Here is a 16,964-nt window from a genome sequence, read left to right as displayed (position 1 = left end):
GCATCGCGACTCGATACGACAAGACACCCGAGAGCTACCTCGCCGGCCTCCACCTCCGCGCCTCCATGATCTGGATCAACGACTTGCTGAAGCCAACTGATTGATCACGACGTCACACAGGCCCTAGTCGGGGCGTGGTGATCTGACGAACGGCCACGTCTTACGGAACGAGCACGGCCAGTGCGCTCGCCACCGGTGCTGGGTCCAGCGGACCGATGTGCGGAGCGGTGGGGAAGTCATGGACCCGGAAGGGATTGTGAGGCGTCAGTGCATCGGCCTCCGCGATCATCCGGTCCTGGAGCTTCGTGGCGATCGTCCGGTCCTTGCCGAATCGGAGATACGTGCGGGGCAGCCGTCCCCAGGTATCCGCCTGGCCGACGGCCCGCCCCGCGTAGGCCGTGGTCGACTCGTCTGTTTGCATGCTGCCGAGCCGCTGCCGGAACACGTCGTCCGGATAGCCCGCGCACATCATCTCCCGGAGCGCCTTGAGGTCCCCGGCGTCACCCGTGCGGGGGTTGAGCCGCATCACACCGAGCTGTTTCCCAGATGGAACGCACCGTGCTGCGCCCGCAGGTCGAAGGACTGGTCGTACGCGAGCAGTGCAGCCAGGACGCCCGATCCTTCAGGGCCGTACTCACCGACACCGGCCTTGCCCGTCTCGAACACGCATGGCCCATTCACATCGCCGGCGTCCGTCGCTGTCTGCTCGACCAACTCGGGGACATCGACGCGGCCGAACTCGCCGCAGCCTTCGAGCGCATCGCGAAAACGGCCTGACGGTCGCAGCATCGACCGTATGGGAGCACAGGGCCGTTTGAGGTCGGGTCGGCTGATGTCTCCCGCCGTGTCCCCGTTGTTCTTGCCGGTTCGCAACGGGGCCGCTGGCCTCCGGGCCCGGCATGACCGTCCCCCGGCGGGCAACGGTTCTCTACGACCGCCCAGCCGACTGCTCCACCTCGGACGGTTCGGATCACGTCCAGGATGTGGTGGCAGATCCGCGGCCTGAGCTCGGTCAGCTGCGCGTCGTTCCTCCACTCGCGGCTCGCCGGACCGATGCCGGTGTCGAAGCGTCGCCACCTGGCCCCGCAGCCGCCCAGGTCAACAACCGGACGCTCTGGTCCCCAGTCCGGTTCCAGGGCCGCGATGCCGCCTGGCCGCCTTCTCTTCTCGTGCCCGCCCCGGGGTCCGCACCAAGACTCGACCGGTCAGCGAGGCTCCTTGAGAACGCCGCGGAGCGGCGGGCGGCGATGAACGCAGGACGCACGTCAGTCCGTTGTCCGCGGCCTGCCCGGTTCGGCGAGGGTCTCCTTGGCGTACTGGAGGAACGCGCGGGCCCGGTGTGTGGGAGCGACGTTCGAGGCGTAGGCGATCACGAGCTCGACGTCGTCCACCGGGTCGCTGAGCGGCACGGATGCCAGGGGGAGTCCTTCGATGCTCGTGTCGGTCGGCCAGGGCTGGATCAACGTGGCGAAGCCGAGGCCGCGGGCGACCATGCTGCGGACCGCCTCGATGCTCGACGTCCGGTACCGGATGTTCGGCCGTGCTCCGGCGAGGGAGAACCAGTGGTCGGCGTTCTGCTGGGCGGGTGGTTCGGCGTAGACGATCAGTGGCTCGTCCGCCAGTTCGGCGAGTGAGACGGATGTGCGCCCCGCCATCGGGTGGCCGGCGGACACGATGACGTACGGACGGCTGTAGCGGAGCGTCGTACAGGACAGGCCGGCCTCGTCACCGAACGCGTACAACAGGGCCACGTCGCACGAGCCTTGGACCAGGGCTTGTCGCATGTCGTTCTGCTGACCCTCGACCAGTTCCAAGTTGACCGCGGGGTGAAGCTGGGTGAATCCGTCCACCAGGAGCGGGATCAGGAAAGGCATCAGGGCCGCATAGCAGCCGATCGTCAGGCGGCCGGCCAGCCGACCTTCCTCGGCCCGGGCGCTTGCCGTGATCTCGTCGGCCTGAGCCAACATCGCCTGGGCGCGTCCGAGGATCCGGCTGCCGGCCTCGGTGAGAGAGACACCCTTCGCCCGGCGTCGTACCAGCAACTGGACGCCGAGACGGCGTTCGAGGTCGGCGATCGCTGTGGAGATGCTGGCCTGGGAGGCATGGCACCGCACCCCTGCCGCGCTCATCGAGCCGGTGTCCGCCACAGCGACGAAGTATTCCAATTGACGGAGGGAAAAATTGGCCGGCATTTCTCTCCTGCTGCTATGGGAACTCTCAATAAGCCTTATAGGAAAGTTCTGGTTTTCCTGGATGTAACGCGGGTGTCATCCTAAGCCGCAGTTCACCTGTGGAAAAAGGCTCGCCGTACGAGCAGGCCCCCGCACGTCCAGCTAGGAGACCCTTGATGACCACGCTTCTTGACCCCGCCCAGTCCACGGACCGGAAAACCGGCGACAGCGTGCTCGACCGCGTCCGCGCGCTCCTGCCCGAGATCGCTGCACGCTCCGCCGAAGGCGAGGACGCCCGGGCGGTTCCGGCGGAGATCGTCGCCGCACTACGCGAGGCCGGCGTGTTCCGGATGGCGCTGCCCCGGGTGTGGGGCGGCGAGCAGCTCGGGCTGCTGGAGGGGGCCCGGGTGGTGCGGGAGATCGCCCGAGCCGACGGATCGACCGGCTGGACCGTCCAGGCCGCTTCGATGGCGTGGTTCTTCGTACGGTCGCTGCCGCGGGAGACGCTGGAGAGAGAGGTGTTCGGAGGCGGCGCGGATCTGATGCTCCGAGGAGCGGTGGCTCCGAAGGGGCTGGCGACACCCGTAGAGGGCGGTTACCGGATCAGTGGCCGATGGCCGCTGGCGAGCGGCCCGTTCAACCCGGACTGGATGCTCGGAGGTTTCCTGGTCGAGGGGGCGCCTCCGCTGCCGGACGGCCGCCCGGACATGCGGGTCGCGCTGTTCCGGCCCGAGCAGGTCACGTTCCTCGACACCTGGGACGCGGTCGGCCTGCGTGCCACACAGAGCACCGACTTCACGATGGACGACGTCTTCGTTCCCGAGCACCACACGGGGCCGATGTTCGGCGACAACAACATCCCCGCTCCCCTTTACGACTTGCCTTATTCACCCACCGGGGCCTCGCACGACGCCGTCATCCTTGGCGCCCTGGACGGTGCACTCGACGATCTCGCCGAAATCGCCGCCACCAAGCGGCCTGCATTCAACCCCAAGGCCCTACTCGGTGAGGACCCGGTGTTCCAGGAGAAGTTCGCCGAGCTGCAATTGCGGGCGGCGGCTTTGGCTGCCCTGTCGGAGCAGACCGGACGCGTCGTCATGGACCGTGCCCTCGGGGGAGATGCGCCCACCTCGGTCGAGTGGCTGAGCTACAAAGGCACCACCCAGCACATCCACCACGAAGGCATCCGGATACTCAACGAGATCATGACCCTCTCGGGCAGCGCAGGCCTCTACAGCACCAGTCCGCTACAGCGCCGCTGGCGCGATGTCCGGTGCGTCTCCCAGCACGTGGTCGGCAACACCGGCGCGCTGCGGCAGCTTGGCGCGGTTCTGTCGGGACAGAACTGACGCCTGGCAGCGGACTCCGACGAGCCGAGGGCAGGGCCGCCGCCTTACGACCACCCCCCCGGTGCACGGATCAAGCCGACAACTGTGACACCGAACGGCTCAATGCATACGCCATTGCCCCCGTCCCGCGAACCCGTGCGATCCGCGCCGCTGCGCGGCCTCACTCCACATCCCGATACCGGAAGGGTGCCCCCGATGAGCCCTCTCAACGCGACACCGACCAACCCCGCCCTGCTGCGCCAGGCTTTCGGCTGCTTCCCGTCCGGGGTGACAGCAGTGTGCGCACTCGACTCCGGCACCCCGGTGGGCATGGCCGCGAGCACGTTCACCGCGGTCTCCCTGTCACCCGCCCTGATATCGGTCTGCGTGCAGGACACCTCCGCGACATGGCCGAAACTGCGCGGGCGGAGCCATGTGGGCGTGAGCGTGCTCGCGCAGGGACAGGACGCGATCTGCCGATCGTTGGCCGGCAAGGAGGATGACCGGTTCGCGGGAGTCGACTGGGATGCCGACGAGGACGGCGGCGTGTACATCCACGGCGCCAGTCTCTGGCTGAACTGCTCGCTGCACGCTGAGTTCCCCGGAGGCGACCACACGATCGTCCTGCTGAAGATCCAGGGCCTGAAGGCCGAACCCGACCTAGAACCCCTGGTGTTCCACAACAGCAGGTTCCGACGCCTGGCCGTCTTGTGAGCAGGTGTCGCTGCGCCGGTTTACGACGCCCGCCTGTGACCCGATGCCCTGAGGGCCGCCGCCGTCCGCAGGCGATGCCAGACCTTTCGCCTGCGGCGGATCAACGCATACTTCACGACCCCGGGCTCCACTCGACTTGCTGCGGGCGAATGGCCAAGGCAGGGCGAGCGAGGTGACGTTTGACCGTGGGCGTTCCCGAGTAGGGGTTCATCTGCCCGAAGCTGCCCTCTCGGAAAGGGCCGATGGTGCACGTGGCCCCACCTCGCGGAATCCCGTCGAGGGGATGTTGGCACGCCTCGGCCGTGACGCTCGTTTGACGCCGTGGCCGCCTCACAGTCTGCCCCAAGGGCCGAGAAACACCATCTGACCTGGTGTTTCTCCCGCCCCGCTTCATGGGACGTGATTCCGACGACGCACCACATGGAGTGTGTCGCCATCCTCGAACCGGCCGCAAAGGGCTCCTGACCTGCGGTTATGTGCGTGCGCATTATGTGCGGTGTGGGCGTTACGGGCGATATCTTGACGCTGAAATGACGCTCGTGACGCTGAAATGACGCTCGTCCTGACGGGATGTCACCTGACTGATTGTGCAAGTCGTGCCAGGTGGAGGGCGCGTGCCCGCGGGCTGTCTTTGCAGGAACTCGAAGGAAACTAGGCCGAGTTCCTGCATGCCGTAGTTCGGTGGGTCGGACGTTGGCGGAGCGGGCGCTCAATAGGTCGGTCCGTAAGGGCTCCAGTGCCCGAGGAAGGGCCTTAGGTCGTCGGCTCGCGGTTCGGGGACGTCGGGCAACCGGGGTGGTGAGCTCAGCGGGTCGAGGCGCTCGACGGTGGTCGCTGCCCAGCTGATCCATGCTTCGGCGTCGGTTCTGGCCTGCCCCGGCGGCATGGCCTCGCACGGGCCGGGTGATCAGGGGGTGTCGCCGCTCATCCGGCGCTGCAGCTCCCACAGGGTCCGGAAGAGTCCTGGCTCCTGGGTGAGCTGGGCGTAGGTGCCCTCCTGGACGATCCGGCCTTGGTCCAGGACCACGATCCGGTCGGCGACGGCCACGTTGGTGAGGCGGTGCGTGATCAGCAGGATGGCGCGGTCCTTGGCCAGTTCGCGCAGGCCGGCGAAGATCCGGTGCTCTGCGCGGGCGTCGAGGGCGGCCGTGGGTTCATCCATCACCAGCAGCGCCGCCTGCCGGTGGAACGCGCGAGTGAGGACCAGGCGCTGCCACTGCCCACCGGAGAGCTGCTGTCCGCCGAACCACTCACTGGTCAGGAGGGTGTTCAGGCCGGAGCGGAGGCCCGGCAGCATCTCCGCGGCCCCGGACGCCTCGCACGCGGCGAGCAGAGCCGCGTCACTGGTGTCGCCCTGCCCGAACGTGATGTTGTCGCGCATCGTCAGCGGCAGGTACGTGAACTTCTGCGGGACCAGCGCGATGTGCTTCCACGACCCCCACGGGTCCAGGTCCGCCGTGGAGGCGTGGTCCCAGGCCACGTCGCCCTCGGTGGGCAGCAGCAGTCCGCACAGCAGGCGCGAGAGGGTCGTCTTGCCGGAGCCGTTCTCCCCGACGAGCGCCACGATCTCCCCGCGTCGCACATGCAGGGAGACGTTGCTCAAGCTGTCCTTGGGGGCGCCGTCGTAGCGGTAGGTGACGTCGCGGACCTCGAAGCGCTCCGGGGCCGTGGTCACGGGCGCGGTGCCGCGGGAGTCGGTCATGGCCTGGCCGTGGGCGTTGTCGAGGAAGTTCTGCCAGTCCTGTACGTACCAGCCGGTGCGCACCAGGCGGGCCCCGCCGTTGATGATGCCGCGCACCGAGCCGGTGGCGGTCTGGAGAGCGAAGACGGCGCCGCCGCCGGCCGCCAGGCTCATCCGCCCGGAGGCCAGGAGCCACAGCAGCGCCGCCCACACCGCGGTCGAGGCGATCCCGCCGGCCACTGCTCCGGCCAGTCCCATCCAGGCACCGGTGTCCGCGGCTTTTCGTTCGGCCGCGTTGACCGAGGCGGCCAGCCGCCGGTACCGGCCGATCAGAAAAGGGCCGGCCAGGCAGGCGCGCATCTCCTCACTGGACTCCTGATAGGCCATGTGCCAGCGCAGCTTGCCCAGCATCCGGCGCCGCCCGGAGGTCTCCAGCCCGGCGAGGTAGATCACGCGTGCGGAGCGGACGTAGGCGGCGGCCTGCGGCAGGCAGGCGAGGAAGAGAAGGGGAAGGAGCAGGGGGTGCAGGACGGTCAGGACGGTGGCGCCGGCCGCGAGCGTGGCGGTGGCCGCGAGGACGTCCTGCGCTTCGTCGACGAGGTCGGGGGTGACCTGGGCGCCGCGGTCGGCGATGTCGTAGGCGTCGTTGTAGCCGGGCTTGTTGTTGGCGGCCAATTCCGCGCCGAGCGCGGCCTCGATCATCGTCAGCTCCGCTGCCCGGCCGAGCACCGGGCGCAGACGGCCGGTCAGCCAGACGACGGTGATGCCCAGCAGGGTGCGCAGGCCGGCGGCGGCGGCGATCACGGCCAGCTGCGGGGCGGCGTCCCACAGCCGCTCGGTGATGTCGCCCGAGGAGATCAGCGCGGTGATCGTGCCCGTGACGGCCAGGAGGCCGAGGGCCGCGAGGACGCCGGTCCCGATCTGGCACACCAGCAGGCCGATGGTCGCGCCGCGGTCCACGCGCCAGGCCATCTGCACCGAGCGCCGCACGAGCGAGGGCAGGCGCCGCGCCATGGTGCGGGAGGTCAGCAGGGAGCCGGCCTGGAGCCTCGACTCGTCGCGGTAGAGGTACTCCTCCTCTCGAACACCAGCCTCCTGCGGTTCGTCGTCCGGCGTGGTCCCCTTTGGCGGTTGCGGCGGCTGGTCCTGCGTAATGGCCGAGGTCATCGTTCCCCCTAGGACGGTCGCTGCGGCAGAGTCGTGAGGTCTAACGACACGGCTGCGATATCGAACACACGTCATTCGGTCGTGCTGGGGAGCCCGCTTTCCTGCGTCAGGGAACCCCGCGGGCGCGGGATCCCTGGTCTGGCTTGGAGCGGCTGCGGGCAGGAAATGGCCGAAACGCCGACACCGCCAAACAGCGTGGGCAGCACGGCGGGGCATCCCGGGTCGTCCCCTCTTAGCTGGGATCTGGTTCGGCCTGCAGCAGCCTTTCCAGTTCTGTCTCGGCGTGGCCGACCGCGCCCGTCAGAGCCTCATGGTGGTGGGCGGACAGGACGCCGGATCCCAGTCCGGCCGCGGCGATCACCGCGTTGAGCGCGTCTGTCGCCCCGTCGTTCAGGGCGGACGCGGCGACGGGGTGGTGCAGGGTTGATGCGCTCTTCCAAGGGGAGCGCGGGCGCCTTGGTGCGGCGGACCAGTGGGATGCGGCTGGCTATCGCGGGGAGCATCGGCTCAGCCCTTGCGCGCCCAGTCGATGACGAGTCGGCTGTAGGGGACGAGTCGGCTGTAGGGCTTGTCGACGAGGAAGCGGGCGTCGTCAGCCGTCAGCCGGTCACGCGAGTCCGCGACGGCCATCCGGAAGCCCGGCTCGGGGGCATCGTTGCCGCCGGTCGCATCCCAGGCGCGGATCTCGCTCACGACGCGCTCGGCGAGGTCGACGCTGCCCTCTCCGTGGCCGATCACGCCGACTTCCCAGTACCGGCCCTGCTCGTCCTCGCCCTCCCGGATGGTCAGGTATGCAATTACGCGGCCGGAGCACTCGAGCCGGAACGCGTGGCCGAACTGGAGACGCTGGGCATGGTGTGGTCCCACCAGGACACCGCGTGGGAGGAGGGGTTGTCCGTGGCTCGCTCGTACGCGGCCGCGCATTCCCATCTGCTGCCGCCGGCCACGGCCGTGTGGGAGAACTATCCCATTGGGACCTGGTGCAAGAACCTCAGGGCAGCGGCCCGTAAGACCCTCCAGAACACCGAACCGCGGGCAGCGGGCGAGCCAGTGCCCTCCATGCCGGGGAGCTCCCGGAAAGCCGTCTGGAAGCGCTGGAGGCGATCGACCCGGGATGGTGCCCGACCGCGTGGGACATCGGCTGGCAGGGCTCCTTCCGTCTTGCTCTGGCCCATGTGCTGAGCGGCGGTGCGCTCCCGGGGCGCGCGCGAAATGATCGTTCAAGGCGAGGACCTGGGGGCGTGGATCGCCGCTCAACGGACCGGGTGGGACAAACTGACGCCCGCACAGCAATGGCTGCTCGACAGCGCGCTGGGGCTAGAAGCCGTATCTGAACCGATCATGGAACGCGTGGGTCGAACAGGTTTTTCACCGGGGCGATCTTCCCGTCGTACGCGTATGAAGACGGGGCCTCTCGGTAGCTCGAGGATGTGAATCCAACCGAGCAGTGCCGGGAGGCCCTGATGTCGTTGTTGTGCGCCTCCGAACGCCTCCCGTCCAACGCGGCTGCACGATCGTGTGATCACCTCGCGCACGCGTACGGCAACGCGGTCGGCCACCGGGACCGGGAACGCCGGTATCCCTCCGACAATGTCGGACGCGGAATGGGCGGCAGTCCGGCCTCTGCTGCCGGTGCCGGCCTGGCTTTGGGGAGGGGCGGATCGCCCGAGGGTACTGTCACCGGCAGCTGCTGGACGTGATCCGTCACCTGGTCACGGGCGGGATCTCGTGGCGGGCGATCCCCGCGGACTTTCCCGGCTGGGGTCGGGTCCGCGCCTTCTTCCGCCGCTGGCGCGAGCGCGGGCTGATCACAGACTTCCACGACCGGCTGCGCGGGAAGTCCGTGAACGGGAGGGCCGCGAGGCAGGGCCCACGGCGGGGGCATCGACGCGCAGTCGGTGCGGGCCGCCGCGACGGTGTCGGCAGCCTCACGCGGTTACGACGGCGGCAAGAAGGTGCCGGGCCGCAAACGGCACATCGTGACCGACACCCTCTTGCGTCAGTGGCCGCATCATCGATGTCACCGTCGGCCTCGCGGCGTCGTCGGCCGTGTTGTCAGTGGCCTGCGGCATGATGCGGGGCACGTGACGGCCTGCCCGACAGGGGCTTTGAGGCCGTCCTCGACGAGGGGAGTGCTGTGCGTAGGCCGGTCGCAGGCGAGGTGCGTGTTCACGATCGTCAGATCTACGTCGAGAGCGATCCGGACAGCGCCAGACCTGACCTCGCCAAGGCGCTCGCGTACCAGATCGGCGGATTGTGCGGGGCTGCGGTCCCAGGTGTGATCGTCCTGTCCACCGGGCTGTACGCGGGCGACGTCGGCTTTGTCGTGGAAGTCCACGACGCAGACCCTGTGCTGGACCCGGTCTGGGATGACGTGATGGAGGTGTCCTTCCGCCCCGAGTCGGAACGCACAAGTTTGGTGCAGGGGGACGGCGAGGCCGCGTGGGACCTGGGTCTCGCCCGAACCGACTACCGGGTCCGGTACTGCGCCCGGGGGATGGACGAGGGACGGGAACTCTCCACCAGAGTGGCTGGGGAGTCCCGGGCGGACAGCTACCTCCTGCAGTTCTGGCCTGCCCCACCCCGCCCGGACGAGGTGATCCGCCACACCTCGCGGATGGCCGGGGACCTGCACTGGAACGTGCGCCAGACGGCGCGTACGCCCGAGCAGCTCGCCGAGGCCGAACGCCTGACTCGCCAGGTGTTCCAACGGGCGGCCGAGGAGCGGGCCGAACAAGCCGCCGAGGGGCGCCGCCTGCACCACGAGGAGTGGGAGTGGGGCGGGCGGCTGCCGAGCGAGAGGCTGCGCGGTGCCCGCGAGAGCAACGTCCTCGGTCTGCTCCGCTTCGACAGCGACCTGGTGCACGCCCTCGACGTCGTGGGTCCCGAGGTCCAGCGTGCAGTGGCACTGCTGGCCGCGCGGCGGGCCTGCGAGGCTGCGGGCCTGACCGATGTGCCGTGGGTCGCCCAGGCGCTCTCGGAGTCGGCAGAGGGACGCCCACTGCCGCCGCCGTTCGACGACCCGGCCCGGATGTGGGAGGCCCTGCGCTCCGACCCTCGTGTACCGGACAGGACGGTGCTCGAAGCGATACCTCCGGAGTGGCCGCCGTACGTCCCGCCGCCGTTCGCGGACACAGGACGCAAGGTCGTCGTGGTGCCCCTTGCCGTTACGCCGCGCACCCCGGGACGGATCTCACAGCCGCACTTCGCTCTTCCCGCCGTGCTCGCCGCCGCCAAGCCCGCCCCGCTCATAGCAGCACTGGACGCGGTGTGGCATGCGCTGAACACGTACGGCGAGCACTACCCCGAGCTGCTGGACGAGATCCGGTCGGTGTGCGCCGAGCGGGCAATGAGCATTGCCGCCGCACTCCGTATCCGTACCACCCCGCCGCGGCTGGTCGACGTCACCGCGGTCGCCCCGCAACTGGCCCCGCTGGCACGCACGGCGACCCGGCTGCATCCCCGCCCCGGGTCGCCCACGCCGTACGACAGCTCCGTCGGCGGGCCGCTGCTGTGGCCCGCCGACGAGCCGTGGCCGCACTGCGAGGGACCGCACGAGTGGGACGGGTGGAACGAGATCCTCTCGCCCGAGGACGTGCGGCAGCGGCGACGCATCCGGGCAGCGGTGGCGAACCGGCCGGGCGGCGATCCCCCGGGGACCCGGTACACGCCCGAGGAGCTGGCGATCGAGGAGCGGATCAAGGCCGGCCGTCCGTGGCCCGAGGGCCCGATCGCCATGCTGCCCGTGGCCCAGTTGTACGTACGCGACGTCCCCTTGCTGCGCCCGCCCAAGCAGGCCGAGGCAGATCTGCTCCAAGTGCTGTGGTGCCCCTTCGACCACCCCGCGCAGCCCGAGACCACGCTGTTCTGGCGGTCCGCCGCCACAGTCACCGACATCCTCGACACACCCCCCGAACCGCCCGCGATCCAGTTCCCCGGCTACCTGCCGGAGCCGTGCCTGCTCGCGCCGGAACAGATCACCGAATACCCCAACATCATGGAACTGGGCAAGGAGCTCCAGCGGCAGCTGGAGGACTGGCGCAGGTGGCAGACGGCCGGCGCCGCTCTGGACAGCTTTGACAACACGCCGTACCCGCTGGACAGCTCTGACACGCCCTACTCGAAGGATTTCTACAACGAGCTCTACACGGGCAGGATGTCCGTCGCTCCCGGCTGGAAGGTCGGTGGATGGACCCGTTGGGGCCTCACCGATCCCCTACCCCGGCTCTGCCCCTCATGCGGCACCGAGATGGATCCGCTGCTGACCATCGCCTCGGGCGAATGGAACTCCAACTATCCCGACTGGATTCCCGACGAGGACCGAGCCCGCTCTCTGTCATCCACCACCCATCCCGAACCGCACAACCCGACCATGCTCGACCTCGCCCGAGGCTACGATCTGCAGCTGCACGTCTGCCCGGTATCCCCGGACCATCCGCACATCGAGCTGATCCAGTGAGCCGTTCCCCAGTCAGCGGCTGCGCCGCCGTCTGCCGGACTTCGGCGGCGGCCGCCAGCTCCAGTTCCAGCAAGTGATGCTTCGGCGTCGGCGATCTCCAGCCGACCCGCCAGCTAATCCGTGACCTCCACCGGTACCTCGCACGGGTCCAGTAGGAACCGCGCGAGGTGAATGCCCGTCAGTTCAGGCGTCCGCCGCTGGCCGCGGAGGTCGACGAACGTGGACGCACCGCGGTCGTGATCGACGAGTCGCACCTGCTGGACCACCAGGAGTTGATGAGGACGATGACCACCAGGCCGCCCACCATGAACACTGTTTCCCGCCGGGGTGTTCTTCCTGTTGTGCGCGCATGAAGACAGGGCTTCTCGGTAGCTCGGGGATGCGAATCTAACCGAGCAGCGCCGGGAGGCCCTAGTGTCGTTGTTGTACGTGTCCGAACCCGTCCAGTCCAACTCGGCTGCTCCATCGTGTGGCTGCCTCGCGCATGGGTACGGCAACGCGGCCGACCATCCGGACCGGGAACGCCGGTATCCCTCCGACATGTCGGACGCGGAGTGGGTGGTTGTGCGGCCTTTGCTGCCGGTGCCGGCCTGCCGGGACCGGGCCGGTTGGGTTTCGGTGCACGGGCCGGACACGGCAAGCTCGGGCGGAGGTTCCTGAACCCCCGGCGAACCCGGGCGGGGGTTAGCCGGCCGGGCTCGGCCGGCTTCTCCCAGGGGCGGCGGAGGTCCGATGCCAGCGGCCGGGCGAGACGGAGTTGGGTGTGGGCGGCGACGACCAGCCAGCTCCACCGGTCTGCCGCCTCGGGCGTGCGGAGCCTGGGGCGGGTCCAGCCGAGCGTCTGCTTGATCCGGAAGGTGTGTTCCAGGTCGAATCTGCGCAGGAACGCCTGCCCGCGCAGGTCGACGTCGTCGCCTGTCAGGTTGGTGGCCGACGTCCATAGCCAGGCGGGGAGTGGATCGTGGCCGCCGGGCAGGCGCTCGACCTCCAGGCGGATCAACGTGCCCTCGATGACGGGGAGTTCGCCGGTGTGGTCGATCCACGCGGAGCGGGTGGTCAGACGAGGATGGATGCGGTCCCAGGCCATCGCGCGAGCGTTGCCGTAGCGGTCGGTGACCTGCACGGTCGCCGCGTCAGGCTCACCCCACGTCTCCGGTTTGACGAAGCGGAACTCCTTGCCGTGCTTCGGCGGGCGTCCGCCCTGTGGCGGTGAGATCCAGGGCACCGGGACCGGCTTGCGCATCACGCGGTCCGTGCGCATCCGCCCGAGGTCCTCCACGGGCAGCCCTTCCCAGGTAGGCCATGCGCGGAGCTTCGTAGCCGGCGTCGAAGACGATCAGGATGTCGCGGTCGCCCGTCTTCCAACGGCCCATGTCGATGTCGTCGGCCGGCCCCAGCCGCAGCGCGTCCAGGATCTGGCACCACGAGGTCCGGCCCGACTCGAGGGCGGCGACGAACGAGTAGGGCCAGCCAGGCACGAACTGGTCCGATGAGCGTCCGCTACGGCCATAGACGTGACAGAACAAGCGGTCGGGACTGGTCGGTGCGTCCGGGCGGAGCCAGTGGGTGACGTCCACCGCGAGGACTAGGCGCCCGTCGGCGGCCTCGGGCTGCGGCAGCCCGGCCAGCACCTGCCGCAGCCGCGGCACATCGACGTTCCCGCTGTTCAGCGCGTCGTACATGGCGCCGTGCCCGCGCCGGTGCTTGGCCGTCAGCGTGAGGTCCACCGGTGTGGTCACCGGCCCGTCCGCGCAAAGCAACGCGTCGGTCAGTTCGAACAGCGTGTTCCCGCGCACGGTCAGGCAGTCGAAGAAGTCGTCCCGGAAGTGTGACGCCACCGCGAACGCTTCCCGCTGGACACCGTGATGCAGCAGACTCATTCCCCCCAACGGTCTTCGTGCTGGTCAAGTGCCTCCTTGGTCGGAGCACAGGATCAGACGGAGGCCGTGCTCAGGTCCCCGGAATCCTCGAACGAGCGATCATGTTCGGGGCATCATTCGAGACCGAAGCCCAAAGAACAGCTCAGCCGATGCAACGTCACGCCTTCAATGCGATGAGCCGGTACAGCGGATCCGGGCGTGCCGCGTCCTGGTCCGGAAGCTCAGCGAGCCGTCGGCGCACGTCGGTCACCTGGCCTGCGGTCGCGTGCGAGCACCAGGGGATGTGGCCCGCCTCGATCACCTCCCGCCACTTGCGCGGGCTGCGGCCCTGCCCTGTTCCGGGGAACACGGTCTGCCCTGCAAGACCCAACTCCCGCTCCGCAGCCCAACCGAGCACCCGTGCGGAACCGTCGGACACCCGGGGTGCGTACTGGTACCGCAGATCCGCCGTGACCTGGGCGATGTCACTGTCCTCGACGAAGTATGCGTCGTCCTTGTCGACGGTGGTGATCAGCACCCCGCCGGGCCGCAACACCCTGGCCGCCTCGGCCAACACCGATTCGGGGTCCGGCAGCAGATGCAGCAACCACACGATCACGACGGCGTCTACCCCGTCCGACACGAAGGGCAGCCCCGTGGCATCGCCGCGCACGACACCTCCCGGAATTCGCTGCCCGGCAAGGCTCAGCATCCCGGGCGAACGGTCGACGCCCACCACCACCCGCTCCGAACTCAGCAGCCTTCTGGTCACGATGCCCGTGCCGCATGCGATGTCCAGGATCGAGCAAGGTCCTTGAGGCAGCAGCAGTTCCACCGCGTCTGCCGCGGCCAGAGCTCTCGGTTCACCGCTTCGGGACGCGTCGTAGTTCCGGGCCTCGTCGTCGTAGTCGATCACCCGTCCATCCTGTCCGAGGGTCTGCCGCGTGGGGCACCTTCTACAGGCATCCTCAGAGCATCGTTCGAGGCAGACTTTAAAGAACAAGCGTACGTCCAGCAGTCCGGACGTCTTCCCAGTTCAGAAGGGATGTGAACGATGTAACCGGGCGTCAAGCTCGGGATAGCCAGCCGGTGGAAGTCCGGTCCGGGGAGACGCCAGGGTCCCCGGTAGCTGACTCCCGGCGTCACTCGAAATGGTGGCGTCGAAGTGGAGTGACAAGCGCCCTTCGGGGGTGTGCGACCGGCCAGTCCGCAACATGAAGTGAAGCCTGCAGCGTCGTCATTTAAGCCCGCTGGAAGGCGGGCGTGCACTGCAGTCGGGCTCAGAAACCGCGATCGGTGAGCCACTCGTCCAACGCGACGGAGACGATGTCGCCGATCGGCAGGTGATCGAGTTCGTTGTCCAGTGCGAAGCGTTTGATCCGCTTCTTCAGCTTCAGTGCAGCGGGGACCGACGAGTCGAGGCTCTCGCGGGCGATGATGCGCTGGTTGAGAACGACGGCGGCCTCAGGAATGTCCTTGGGACGGCCGGATCCCTGAGCCCACGGTGTCCCTTCGCTGGGCGCTACCTGCGATTGCACGTCCTGTTCCTGGTGAGCCCGTGGAACATCGGTCTTCACCGGAAACCCGTTGCCGCCTGCCGCCGGAGGAGCTACCGGGCGAAGCGCCACCTCAGCGGCCGGGGCTGCGCCAGGAGCCGCGGACGGGCCGTGCTGCGGAACGGGCTCGGTCGGCTGCGTGGGCTGGACCGCATGTGCTGCGGGCTCGGGAGCGGGAGCACACGCGGCACCCGCGTCTCCATTGGTTCCCCAGCGGATTCCATCCCTCGTCTCCGAGGCGGCGACGCCCAGCTGACTGGCGTCTGGCTCCGGCACGGGGCCGCTCCGCGTGACCTCAACGGTCGGCTGGGTGGAGGGCTCCGCCACTTCCGGCGCCGTCTCGGTCCGGCCCCGTGCCGATGCCTCGGCGGGAACGGCGGAAGGTGCGGGCTGCACCTGCGGTTCGCTGGCAGGGGGACGGCCTCCGCCCTGGGGGGCTGTCCGGCATTGCGCCGGACCGGACGGTGGCCGGGCCTCTGATCAGCGTCTCCGACGGCACCTTCCGGGCCCGGTGACACCACCCCCCAGGTCATCCCTTCGACAGGGGGGAACAGTCATGCCGGGCCCGGAGGCCAGCGGTCCTCTTGCAGGACCGCGAAGAACATAACTGTGAGAGTTCTTCTGCGGCCCGGGATGGGTTGCTGCCAGGCTCGGCGCTCGTGATCCGGCATGACTCGCAACATAACTGGCGTCCCGTCAGGGACTGCCGTTCCCCCGAGATGTCTGCCGGATCCGGGCGTCGGCCCGGCCCACCCGTTGGCTTGATCAGCAGCTTGTCCGCCTTCCGGCGTGACTCATCACAGTTCCGCCACGTGGTGACTCCACCCAGGCCGACGCCGTCACGGTCGTCCGTCCGGAGGAGAGCAACCGCATGACCATGCTCGCAGAACAAGTCGATGGCGTCATCGGCGTCGACACCCACCGCGACACTCTCGCCGCAGCCGCCGTCAGCCCCATCGGGGCTGTCCTGGCCAGCACCGATTCCCCGGCCAACGCCCGCGGCTACCGGCGACTGCTGGACTTCGCCCGCCAGCAGGTTTCCGGCCGCCGCTGTTGGGCCCTGGAAGGTATCGGCAGCTACGGCGCCGGCCTCGCGGTATTCCTGGACCAGGCCGGCGAGCAGGTCGTCGAGGTCTGCCGCCCGAAACGAGCCGCCAACCGCGGAGGCCGCAAGACCGACATGCTCGACGCCATCCGGGCTGCCAAAGAGGCCCTGGCCACCGAGCATCTGATCCAGCCCCGCCTTCGCGGCGAACGCGAGGCACTGCGGGTGCTGCTTGCCACCCGTCACGGCGCGGTCCTCGCTTCCACCGCCGCGATCAACCAGCTCAAAGCCTTGATCGTCTCCGCGCCGGACGACCTCCGTGCCGAGCTGCGGAAGCTCAAGCGCCCCGCCCAGGTCGCCTACTGCCCTCAGTTCCGCGACCGCCCGTCCCAGGACCTCGAGCACCGAATGACGGTGCGGGCCATGCGGTCCACGGCCCAGCGCGTCCAGGCCCTGCAGGCCGAGGCCAAGGAGCTCGAGAACGAGATCCTCACCTTGGTGCGGCAGCAGGCTCCCGAGCTTCTCGACCTGCTCGGAGTCGGACCGATCACCGCCGCCCAAATCTTGGTCAGCTGGTCTCATCAGGGACGATTCCGGTCGGAGGCCGCCTTCGCCTCCTTCGCCGGTGTCTCGCCGATCCCTGCCTCGTCCGGGCTGACCAACCGTCACCGTCTCAACCGTAGCGGCGACCGGCAGCTCAACCGGGCCATGCACACGATCACCTTGATCCGGATGCGGCTCGATCCCCCTACGAAGACGTACGTCGCACGCAAGATCGCCGAAGGGAAGACCTCCCGTGACGCGCAGCGGTGCCTCAAGCGGGTGGTCTGCCGCCAGATCTTCAAGATCCTTGAGCGCGTCGACCGAAACCGACTTGGAAACGTCGAAGAACTCGCTCAAGCCGCTTGACACGACATAGCAGCCTCGGGGGCGGCCTGTTCGGCGGCGTACTGCTCGGGGGTGAGCTCGGCGGCCGGGGGAGGG

Annotated in this window: 12 protein-coding genes and 3 pseudogenes; 8 read left to right on the top strand and 7 right to left on the bottom strand. The window is 68.9% G+C overall.

The genetic code is table 11. The features are described 5' to 3' along the window. Positions 1-160: 160 nt before the first annotated feature. Positions 161-538 (bottom strand): annotated as a pseudogene (locus ACTWQR_RS48880) (alpha/beta hydrolase); the annotation flags it as partial. Positions 539-546: 8 nt separating this feature from the next. Between ACTWQR_RS48880 and ACTWQR_RS48875 the strand changes: the two are divergent. After that, positions 547-777 carry a hypothetical protein gene (locus ACTWQR_RS48875; RefSeq protein WP_443233798.1) on the top strand — a complete coding sequence of 77 codons (231 nt, stop codon included), beginning with the start codon at positions 547-549 and terminating at the stop codon, positions 775-777. Between the two features lie 488 nt (positions 778-1,265). Here ACTWQR_RS48875 and ACTWQR_RS48870 read toward each other — a convergent pair whose 3' ends face one another. Next, entirely contained in the window at positions 1,266-2,165 is a 900-nt protein-coding gene (locus ACTWQR_RS48870; protein ID WP_443233797.1) for a LysR family transcriptional regulator, read from the bottom strand. A gap of 182 nt (positions 2,166-2,347) precedes the next feature. Here ACTWQR_RS48870 and ACTWQR_RS48865 point away from each other — a divergent pair, with 182 nt between their 5' ends. Both ACTWQR_RS48865 and ACTWQR_RS48860 read left to right on the top strand, forming a co-directional pair. Beyond that, positions 2,348-3,520: an acyl-CoA dehydrogenase family protein gene (locus ACTWQR_RS48865; protein WP_443233796.1), complete on the top strand. Its 1,173-nt coding sequence runs from the start codon at positions 2,348-2,350 to the stop codon at positions 3,518-3,520. Positions 3,521-3,715: 195 nt separating this feature from the next. Further along, a complete protein-coding gene (locus ACTWQR_RS48860) occupies positions 3,716-4,213 on the top strand; it encodes a flavin reductase family protein (protein WP_443233795.1) in 498 nt (165 codons plus the stop codon). A gap of 907 nt (positions 4,214-5,120) precedes the next feature. Here ACTWQR_RS48860 and ACTWQR_RS48855 read toward each other — a convergent pair. After that, positions 5,121-7,061: an ATP-binding cassette domain-containing protein gene (locus ACTWQR_RS48855; protein WP_443233794.1), complete on the bottom strand. Its 1,941-nt coding sequence runs from the start codon at positions 7,059-7,061 to the stop codon at positions 5,121-5,123. A 507-nt stretch (positions 7,062-7,568) separates the two neighbouring features. Further along, positions 7,569-7,928 (bottom strand): hypothetical protein, encoded by a 360-nt coding sequence (locus ACTWQR_RS48850; RefSeq protein ID WP_443233802.1) that lies wholly within the window; start codon positions 7,926-7,928, stop codon positions 7,569-7,571. Between ACTWQR_RS48850 and ACTWQR_RS48845 the strand changes: the two genes are divergently transcribed. From ACTWQR_RS48845 to ACTWQR_RS48830, 4 genes and pseudogenes are all read left to right on the top strand, one after another. Continuing rightward, a complete protein-coding gene (locus tag ACTWQR_RS48845) occupies positions 7,914-8,243 on the top strand; it encodes a helicase associated domain-containing protein (protein ID WP_443233801.1) in 330 nt (109 codons plus the stop codon). The genes ACTWQR_RS48850 and ACTWQR_RS48845 overlap by 15 nt on opposite strands. A gap of 514 nt (positions 8,244-8,757) precedes the next feature. After that, positions 8,758-8,820 (top strand): annotated as a pseudogene (locus tag ACTWQR_RS48840) (hypothetical protein); the annotation flags it as partial. A 124-nt stretch (positions 8,821-8,944) separates the two neighbouring features. Next, complete coding sequence (locus ACTWQR_RS48835; protein WP_443233800.1) at positions 8,945-9,343, top strand: transposase; 399 nt, start codon at positions 8,945-8,947, stop codon at positions 9,341-9,343. A 1,067-nt stretch (positions 9,344-10,410) separates the two neighbouring features. Next, positions 10,411-11,520 carry a hypothetical protein gene (locus ACTWQR_RS48830; protein WP_443233799.1) on the top strand — a complete coding sequence of 370 codons (1,110 nt, stop codon included), beginning with the start codon at positions 10,411-10,413 and terminating at the stop codon, positions 11,518-11,520. A 523-nt stretch (positions 11,521-12,043) separates the two neighbouring features. On the opposite strand, the pseudogene ACTWQR_RS48825 reads toward ACTWQR_RS48830, so the two are convergent. The 3 genes and pseudogenes from ACTWQR_RS48825 to ACTWQR_RS48815 form a co-directional block, all read right to left on the bottom strand. Then, positions 12,044-13,400: pseudogene (locus tag ACTWQR_RS48825) on the bottom strand (NF041680 family putative transposase); the annotation flags it as partial. 157 nt (positions 13,401-13,557) lie between these two features. Next, on the bottom strand, positions 13,558-14,295 hold the full coding sequence (locus tag ACTWQR_RS48820) for a class I SAM-dependent methyltransferase (RefSeq protein WP_443233793.1): 738 nt from the start codon (positions 14,293-14,295) through the stop codon (positions 13,558-13,560). Positions 14,296-14,659: 364 nt separating this feature from the next. After that, positions 14,660-14,956, bottom strand: coding sequence for a hypothetical protein (locus tag ACTWQR_RS48815; protein ID WP_443233792.1), 297 nt, complete (start codon positions 14,954-14,956; stop codon positions 14,660-14,662). Positions 14,957-15,806: 850 nt separating this feature from the next. Between ACTWQR_RS48815 and ACTWQR_RS48810 the strand changes: the two genes are divergently transcribed. After that, a complete protein-coding gene (locus ACTWQR_RS48810; RefSeq protein WP_443233791.1) occupies positions 15,807-16,889 on the top strand; it encodes an IS110 family transposase in 1,083 nt (360 codons plus the stop codon). The last annotated feature ends 75 nt before the right edge of the window (positions 16,890-16,964 follow it).

Origin of the sequence: Streptomyces sp. 2A115, assembly GCF_052245575.1 — a bacterium.
GTDB lineage: Bacteria > Actinomycetota > Actinomycetes > Streptomycetales > Streptomycetaceae > Streptomyces.
The sequence above is the reverse complement of the archived record's forward strand: the minus strand, read 5'-3'. Positions and strand labels throughout refer to the sequence as shown.

Coding starts and splice junctions, on each gene's coding strand:
- ACTWQR_RS48875 (WP_443233798.1), top strand. CDS start 547: ATGGAACGCACCGTGCTGCGCCCGCAGGTCGAAGGACTGGTCGTACGC.
- ACTWQR_RS48865 (WP_443233796.1), top strand. CDS start 2,348: ATGACCACGCTTCTTGACCCCGCCCAGTCCACGGACCGGAAAACCGGC.
- ACTWQR_RS48860 (WP_443233795.1), top strand. CDS start 3,716: ATGAGCCCTCTCAACGCGACACCGACCAACCCCGCCCTGCTGCGCCAG.
- ACTWQR_RS48855 (WP_443233794.1), bottom strand. CDS start 7,061: ATGACCTCGGCCATTACGCAGGACCAGCCGCCGCAACCGCCAAAGGGG.
- ACTWQR_RS48845 (WP_443233801.1), top strand. CDS start 7,914: ATGGTGTGGTCCCACCAGGACACCGCGTGGGAGGAGGGGTTGTCCGTG.
- ACTWQR_RS48830 (WP_443233799.1), top strand. CDS start 10,411: ATGAGCATTGCCGCCGCACTCCGTATCCGTACCACCCCGCCGCGGCTG.
- ACTWQR_RS48810 (WP_443233791.1), top strand. CDS start 15,807: ATGACCATGCTCGCAGAACAAGTCGATGGCGTCATCGGCGTCGACACC.